This is a genomic window from Ohtaekwangia sp., from assembly GCF_036786105.1.
Classification (GTDB): domain Bacteria; phylum Bacteroidota; class Bacteroidia; order Cytophagales; family Cyclobacteriaceae; genus Ohtaekwangia.
Window position 1 is genome coordinate 1 of record NZ_DAIQRQ010000115.1, and the last position, 6,229, is coordinate 6,229.

Annotated in this window: 3 protein-coding genes; all 3 read left to right on the forward strand. The window is 45.9% G+C overall.

Annotated elements, in window-relative coordinates; translation table 11 throughout:
- On the forward strand, nt 1-4,037 hold a 4,037-nt coding region (locus V7Q33_RS23015; RefSeq protein ID WP_333821452.1), incomplete at its 5' end, for a DUF6443 domain-containing protein.
- Between the two features lie 2 nt (nt 4,038-4,039).
- Nucleotides 4,040-4,585 (forward strand): hypothetical protein, encoded by a 546-nt coding sequence (locus V7Q33_RS23020; RefSeq protein WP_331968040.1) that lies wholly within the window; start codon nt 4,040-4,042, stop codon nt 4,583-4,585.
- A 685-nt stretch (nt 4,586-5,270) separates the two neighbouring features.
- Nucleotides 5,271-5,645: a hypothetical protein gene (locus V7Q33_RS23025; RefSeq protein ID WP_331968038.1), complete on the forward strand. Its 375-nt coding sequence runs from the start codon at nt 5,271-5,273 to the stop codon at nt 5,643-5,645.
- Nucleotides 5,646-6,229 lie beyond the last annotated feature (584 nt).

Here is a 6,229-nt window from a genome sequence, read left to right on the forward strand (position 1 = left end):
CATACGACAGCAAAGGGCGGCAGGCAGTTCAGTATTTACCGTATGTTTCGGCTTCCGCTACCGGCGATTACCGCAGCACAGCCCTCACCGAACAAGCGGCCTATTACGCCAACGGCACCAGCGATAAAGCAGCCGACAGTCCTTACCCGTTTGCAAAAAGCACGTTCGATAGCTCGCCTTTGGGAAGATTGCGCGAAGCCGGAAATGTAGGCCAGCAATGGCAGCCCGGAGGTGGCCACACCACCATGATGGTTTACTCCAACAACGATGCAAGTGAGATCCGCATCATCAACGCAGACCTTACCAGTCCCGGGTTTTACGATGCAAACACGCTATCCAAAACCGAAGTTACCGACCCTGATGGCAAGAAAACACAAACGCTGACCGATAAAGCCGGCCGCACGATCGTATCGCGCACACAGCTTGATGAAACCGTGGACGGCGTAGTGACGCCCTGGCTGGAAACCTATTATGTGTACAACCCCAACGGCTCGGTGAAATACATTATTCCGCCCAAAGGAGTAGCCGCCCTGAAAGCAGCCAACTGGGCGATAACTGCTGCTATGCGCGACCAGTACTTTCACCAGTTTGTGTACGACAAATTCGGCAGGGCAATTGAAAAGAAAGCACCCGGACAGGCCTGGGCGTATTACTGCTATGACCGGTTCGACCGCCTCGTGCTGATGCAGGACGATTACACGCGCAGCCAGAACAAGTGGGTTTATATTAAGTACGACCGAAGGAACCGGCCCGTGATGCAGGGACTATATACCAACACCACCTATATTACCCGGGCCGACATTCAGCTAAACGTAATAGACCCGCTATATACCGCCAACACCGACAAGTTTTACGAAGACCGCGGCACAGCCGCCCAGGGCTATACCAACCAGTGTTTCCCCACCACTAGCACGGAGGTATTGACCGTGAACTACTACGACTCGTACGACTTTGATTTTAACGGCACAGCCGATTATGCTTACACGCCCCAGGGCCTTGCGGGCGAGAACACACCGGCCACCGATGCACAGGTGCGCGGGCTGCCCACCGGCTCCAAACGCCTGGTGCTGGGCACTACAACCTGGCTGTATAACTATATATTTTACAGCAACCGCGGGCAGGCCATACAGGTGCGAAGCAACAACCATTTGAGCAGCACCATCGATAACCTGAGCACCGTGGTGTATGACTTTGAAGGCAAGACACTCACTTCCAAAACTTATCACAATGCAGGCGCAGGCAAAGTAACTACCGTTATTAACCGGATGCTTTACGACCACATGGGCCGCCTTACTGCTGTATACCAGAATAACAATGATGCTGCCAGCGACCAGTTGCTGGTAAAGTATGAATACAACGAGCTGGGTCAGTTGGTAGACAAGAAGCTTCATGAAACCAGTGCCGGAAGCAACACCTTTTTGCAGTCGGTAGATTTTCGCTATAGCATACAGGGATGGCTTACTTCCATTAACAACGCCCAGGTTACGAGCGACAACGGGGTGACCAACGATGAAACTACCGACTACTTTGGCATGGAGCTTCTTTATGAAAAAACGCAAAGCGGCATCATTACCACCCCCCTCTATAACGGGAACATCAGTGCAGTGAAATGGAAAGCGCCTGGTACAGCAACCGGCCCGGTCGACCAGCGGAGCTATAAATTTACCTACGACAACGCCAATCGTTTCAAGACTGCGGTTTCTCAGACAAGCATCTCGGCTACCGACTGGACCAAAGAAGCCAACGCGATCAATGAAAGTATAACCAGCTATGACCTGAACGGTAACATTAACGGCTTGCAACGGCAGCAGCGCAAGCATACCCTGATCGTGAGTTCCGGTTCAGTAGCGGTGAGTTACGGCAACGAGCTGATTGATGACCTCACCTATACCTATGCTGCCGGTAGTGCAGACCAGTTGCAGAAAGTAACCGATGCTACCAACCGTGCCGAAGGATTTGACAATGGCACCAGCGGCACGGCCAACGATTTTACCTACGACAACATGGGGAACCTGCTTACCGAAAACAACAAAGGCATTAACAGCAACATCGTATACAATGTATTTGGAAAGCCGCTGCAGGTAACGTATGCCGATGGCCGCAAGGTAGAGTATATATATGATGCTGCCGGTACAAAACTAACCATGAAAACGTACGCGGCAGGAGGCACCCTAAAATCCACCACCGATTATGCAGGCAGCTTTGTGTATGAAAATGGTGTGCTTAATTTCTTTGGTTCACCGGAGGGTCGCGTAGTACGGAATACTTCGGGTACATTGGAATATCAATATGCCATTGCCGATCACCAGGGCAATACACGCGTGGTGTTCTCGTCTGTAAATCCTTCGGAAACACACCTGGCCACGTTCGAGAACATGACAGCTGACGCACAGAAATTCAAAGGTCTGACAACCAACACACAGTATTGGGTAAATGCACCTTCTGCGGCAAACAATACTCCGGGCGGACAATATTCGCTGCGTATGAACAGCACCTATAATGCTACCGGCAATGCCCCCGGTATAGCTGCGGCCAAGAGCCTGAGCGTTGCACCCGGCGATGTGATCAATATGGAAGTATATGCTTACTATATGGGAGCATCCGGCTTTGGCAGTACAAGCAAGCCAATAGCCACGTTGATTGCCTCGGTAGCAAGCCTGGTTACAACCGGTATGGCGACAGCAGAAGCCAGTGCAGCAACTTCCGGTATAAACACCGCCTATACATCCTTTGGCGGTCCGGCCAACCAGAGCGATGCAGCACCCAGTGCTTACCTGAACTATATCTTACTCGATAAGAATTATAAACTGCTGGATATGGGCTGGCAGGCAGTGCCTGCCACCGCCAACGGAGCAAAACAGCTCGTTTCTTTTACACCGCGCACGATTAAAGAACCCGGCTACATGTATGTATACTTAAGCTATGAGGGAGATGGAACAAATTGGGTATATTTCGATGATTTGAAAATAACCCACACCAAAAGCAACGTGGTGCAGTATAATGAATACTATCCGTTTGGTTTGCAGACCGCAAGTAGCTGGACAAGAGAGAACAGCAGCAATAACTTCCTGTACAACGAAGGCTCGGAGCTCAATCAAACTACAGGGTGGTATGAAACGGAGTTCAGAGGATTTGATCCGGCATTGGGAAGGTTCATGCAGATTGATCCGATGGCAACGAAGTTTGCATCATTTAGTGGTTATCATTATGCGGCCAACAACCCGATCATGTTAAATGATCCTACTGGGAGGGATTTTACGATAACTGTTAACACCAAAAATGGGCCGCAATACTTTAACGTGAAGTACCATGAATACTCAGTCGATAATAGTAATTGGACTTCGGGTAGGTCGGTCGAAACTTGGGATATGCCTTATCATACTCCTACCGAGGATTACTTTACTATGAATATGTTTGACTTTCAAGCGAAGTATGGCGTGCACCCATCGCAGGTCGTAATTCAAAACGGAGTGGCAATGGAGCGTTGGATTTATGAGGGTGGGACAATTCGAGATGGCGTAAAAATTCCCGAATGGCAGTATGAATTTTTGCTGCCGGTTAAAGCTCAGCAAGAGTTGATGGATGTCACAGACAAATTCAACGAGCAGCTGAGACAAACCGAGGAATTCTTTTCTGCAATGGGTAGAATTTTCGATGCAATTGACTATCCCTCGATTATTTACTTTGCAGAGATTCACAGGCGAGCAGCTAAACTTCGTTTTTTTAAATCTCAGGTAGGTACAAAGAAGCCGTACGATATTAAACAACCAGGAAAGGGTTTCAGTCCTCGAGAAATAGGTCTGCAAGCCATATACAACGGAATTACTTATAATTATGATGATTTCGGAAACATCAATTATGGGGTTGCTGCAAGAGCACTAGGGCTTACATGTTCAGAAGCAGTTGCTGGTGCAGGATATAATCAAACATTTCAGACTCGAACTCCCGAATGGAGTAATCCGGGTGGTTTTTTTGATCATAGTAGAGATACTCAGATGATCAAATTTGGATTTAATATGCTTGTTCCCAAAAAATAAATATGCGATCAAATATCTTCTTATTTTCTTGTCTAATGTTTGCCTTGACTTCTTGTGGACAGATAACAGATCCTCTCAGGAATAAAATTAATTTGACAGATGAAATAAATACCGTTGCTGATTCAATCATCTACATAGAGTCCTTAATAAAAAAACTACCGGCAAGTACAATAGTTGGTAGCTTTATTGATGATGATGGATATTTATATTTGAATTCAAAAAAAATTGGGCTCTTGGAAAATGCCTTATCAGATTCTTCAATGATGCAGAATGAGGTCTTTATAAATTTTAACGAACAGGACTATCAAAAACTTATTTCAATCACAATTTTCTTGTTAAAAAATCATATTGATGCCTCGGGAATAGATAACATTACAGGTCTTTTTACTCATCAGTATCGAAGAACAGATGAATACACATATCGCGACTTGAGATACATAATGGTGAACGTTGACACGACATCTCGAAAATTTGGCGATCATTATCAGGTTTTGGACAAAAAGGAGAATATGCTGCTTGTGGCACCAATTGATGTTAAAGTGGAGTAGTTGCCCAACAAGGAGATCCTCAGACGTGGTACTACATGAGCAGGAATGGTAAGCCTCATGGGATGGTATATGATCCAGTGGGTAAGGTTATCTATGAAATCAATCAGGTACCTAGTCAGAGTATATGGGAACAGCTTGAAGGATTGATAATAAATTCTTTTCCATCGAATAATTTTAAAGTCAATATATCAGTTGCCTACCAGTACAGACAAAGTAATGATGCTGAATGGTCAAGTCTCTGGGCACGAGAAAAAAAAATGGGTAGTTTCTTTTCTTTCACCAGTTACGGTGACTGACCCTGCAGCTGCTACAGCATGGCTCCAGGCGCAGACAGGAAACCCATGGCCCTATAACTTTGGTGTAAATAATTGTGCGCACTACTCATGTCAGGGATTGAATGCAGGGAAGCGGGTATCAACTTCCTTGGGCCACTTCCGTCAAGCTTCCCTATCCACCCACCATGACCTGGACGGCAGGTCAAGCCTCCCAAGTTCCAATCAAGTGACGATGAGAAAGACAATGTTAACCTCGCTGATATTTTTAAATTGGTTATTCATCCACTCCTGCAACATGATAAATTCTGGCGACCCGTTACCGGGCAAGATCGTTGTTTCAAACTCGCAGAAACATGAATATTTCATTTATGTAGACTCAGATATCCCAAATCATCTTTTAAATTAAAAGAATGACAAGGAGGCGGAATACAGTGGGATGGGACTGGTTGAATACAAGAGATGCTTTTGTTGGTACAGAAGGAATTCCTGGATTAACCCGGATGGAATACAGGTGCAACATTGTACAGTTTGACCTATCAGGGAAGATCACAGACAGAATCTATGAAGCAGAAAAAGGTGAACTTGCGTGGCCGAGAAATTCATCATGGGATGACAAGTATCTTCTTTTTATGATTCAAAGAGAAGCTGACCCCATTAAGCATCCGTTCGAAGGTCTCGCATCAATGGTTTCCCTGGCAGTAATGGACTTGGAGCAAAGGAAGGTGGTTGTAAATATAGACAGTGTAGGAAGGTTCCCCAATCTTTCGATAGAGGAATCTCCCTAGCTGCACGAAGGCTACCAATTTGTTTACAGCATTGATGGTCGAGTTAAATTTAAACTTGAAGGGCAAGAAGAACTCATCAACCCTGTTCAATCACCTGAAGGTATTTACCTTTTTGATGTACTTACAGGTGAACGTAAGTTGTTGGTTCCAGGAGGTCGTTCTGCTATTGCATCGCCTACCAGTAACCAGATTGCATACCAAAAGGATAATTCACTGGGGTACTTGACTTGAAAACCAACAAGGAAAAGATAATTTACACACATAGCTCCAGAGAGAATTCCTGCGTGGCACACACTGGACACCTGATGGAAAATCTATTTACTTCGCGGTACACCCGCCAATTGGGAATTACAGACATCCTTAACGATAACGGAGAGAAACTGATTGATGCAAGTACCGGAAACGAAAAGCCCTTTAGGAAAATTGGCACGGATTTGAACCCTACACATGGAAATAGATGAATAGCTATAAGGCCCGGCAAGTTCCGGGCTTTTGCTTTATAGCATGCAACTCAGCAGAAGTTCGCCGGTCAAACTTTTCAATATTTAGGAGGATCAATTGGACCAGGCCATGTTACAATACCT